This window comes from Legionella stuttgartensis, assembly GCF_977063405.2.
In genome coordinates this window covers 1-1840 of sequence record NZ_CDRUHA020000085.1, presented here as the reverse complement: position 1 = coordinate 1840, position 1840 = coordinate 1, and the positions used below count along the sequence as shown (strand labels likewise).

The following is a 1840-nucleotide window of genomic DNA, read 5'->3' as shown; positions in this document are numbered from 1 at the left end:
GTATGCCGTAGCAAGCTGCGGAAGAGATGGTGGTAGACCCACCGAGATCGATCACCAGCGATAGGTCTCAAACCACCTCATGCGGCTGTTGTTAAGAGCAATGGTCGTGAGTGATGAGGAAAGTCAGGCAATGACCTGGCGAGGTATGGATTAGGAAGACGAGTGCTAGCGAATCACTGTTGACGCGTCGTAAAGTAATCATAATCAACATCAAAACCAAGGTCTTCCCGTTACTTTGGGATAAATTTACCGGATATCTGGATTCTGGGTAAGTGGTGTTCGGCGTAGAGGTGGCGTGATCCTAATCTGGGCTTTTCCATGGAACTGCGGGAACCAGTCGTCTTGATGATAAGGGAGACGTCCAAGTGGAAACTCCACAAGGATTAGAGTACCAAGGCAAGGCACTGGGACGGACCAACTCGTAGTAGCGTTGAAACAATTGTAATGATTGCGGAGCAAAGGGGTTGGGTCAAGCGGTCTGAATGGATATTCAACCGACGAAAGTTGGGAGGAAATATTAAAGATGACAAAAGTGTTCAATATACCTAAACAACAAGTTGTAGAAGCTTACGAACTTGTGAAAGCTAACGCAGGCTCAGCTGGTATTGATCGGCAAAGTCTCGCGGATTTTGAGAAAAATCTGAAAGACAACCTTTTTAAAATTTGGAACCGATTATCATCGGGTAGCTATTTTCCGCCACCCGTGATGGGAGTTTTAATTCCAAAGAAATCAGGAGGCACGCGAACCTTAGGTATTCCAACGGTAAGTGATCGTATAGCACAAATGGTAGTCAAATTATCTTTTGAACCCAAAGTGGAGCCGCAATTCCTAGAAGACTCATACGGATACAGGCCTAATAAATCGGCGCTTGATGCAGTAGGTGTCACTCGAAAGAGATGTTGGCAATATGATTGGATCTTAGAGTTTGACATCAAGGGGCTATTTGACAATATTCCGCATGATCTACTTATGAAGGCAGTAGAAAAGCATACTCAAGAAAAATGGATCACCTTGTACATAAAGCGGTGGCTTACTGCACCAATTGTCATGCCAGATGGCAACACAATTCTGCGAGATAAAGGCACGCCTCAAGGCGGGGTAATCAGTCCAGTATTGAGTAACTTATTCTTACATTATGTCTTTGATAAATGGATGCAGCACCATCACTCTGAAACATTGTGGTGTAGGTATGCTGATGATGGACTTGTGCATTGCAAAACGGAGAAGCAGGCTTTAACGATGTTAAACCAGCTTGCACAAAGATTCAGTCAATGTGGATTGGAGCTGCATCCTGATAAAACAAAGGTAGTCTATTGCAAAGACAGCAACCGTAAAGGGAAATATTCTGTAACGTCTTTCGATTTTTTGGGTTATACCTTTCAACCCAGATTAGTTAGAAGTCGCGACAGCAAGATGTTTGTGAGTTTTACTCCAGCAGTGAGTAGCTCAGCTAGCAAGGCAATGAGAGACAAAATCAGGCAGTGGAAATTAAAGTACAGAGTGGAGTTAAGTCTTGAAGAAATAGCTATTTATTGCAATCCAATCCTCAGAGGATGGATGGAGTACTATGGTAAATATTCCCCTTCAAGCCTTGAGCCAGTATGGACTCAATTCAATGCTGTCCTGGTGAAATGGGGCATGCGAAAGTACAAAAAGCTTAGAGGCAAAACGAGATCAGCGAAGATGTTGGAATCAATTCAACAAAAACAGCCAACTCTTTTTCCTCATTGGCGAATAGGTATAGGGAAAAGCTTTGCTTGATGGGAGCCGTATGAGTCGAGAGGCTCACGTACGGTTCTGAGAGGGGCTGGCGGGGAAGTTCCGCCGGTCTACTCACCC

General features: G+C 44.3%; 1 protein-coding gene. It reads left to right on the top strand.

Going from position 1 to position 1840, the window contains the following annotated elements:
* Positions 1–523: 523 nt before the first annotated feature.
* On the top strand, positions 524–1762 hold the full coding sequence (gene ltrA / locus ACWTEW_RS30140; RefSeq protein ID WP_019232354.1) for a group II intron reverse transcriptase/maturase: 1239 nt from the start codon (positions 524–526) through the stop codon (positions 1760–1762).
* Positions 1763–1840: the final 78 nt, after the last annotated feature.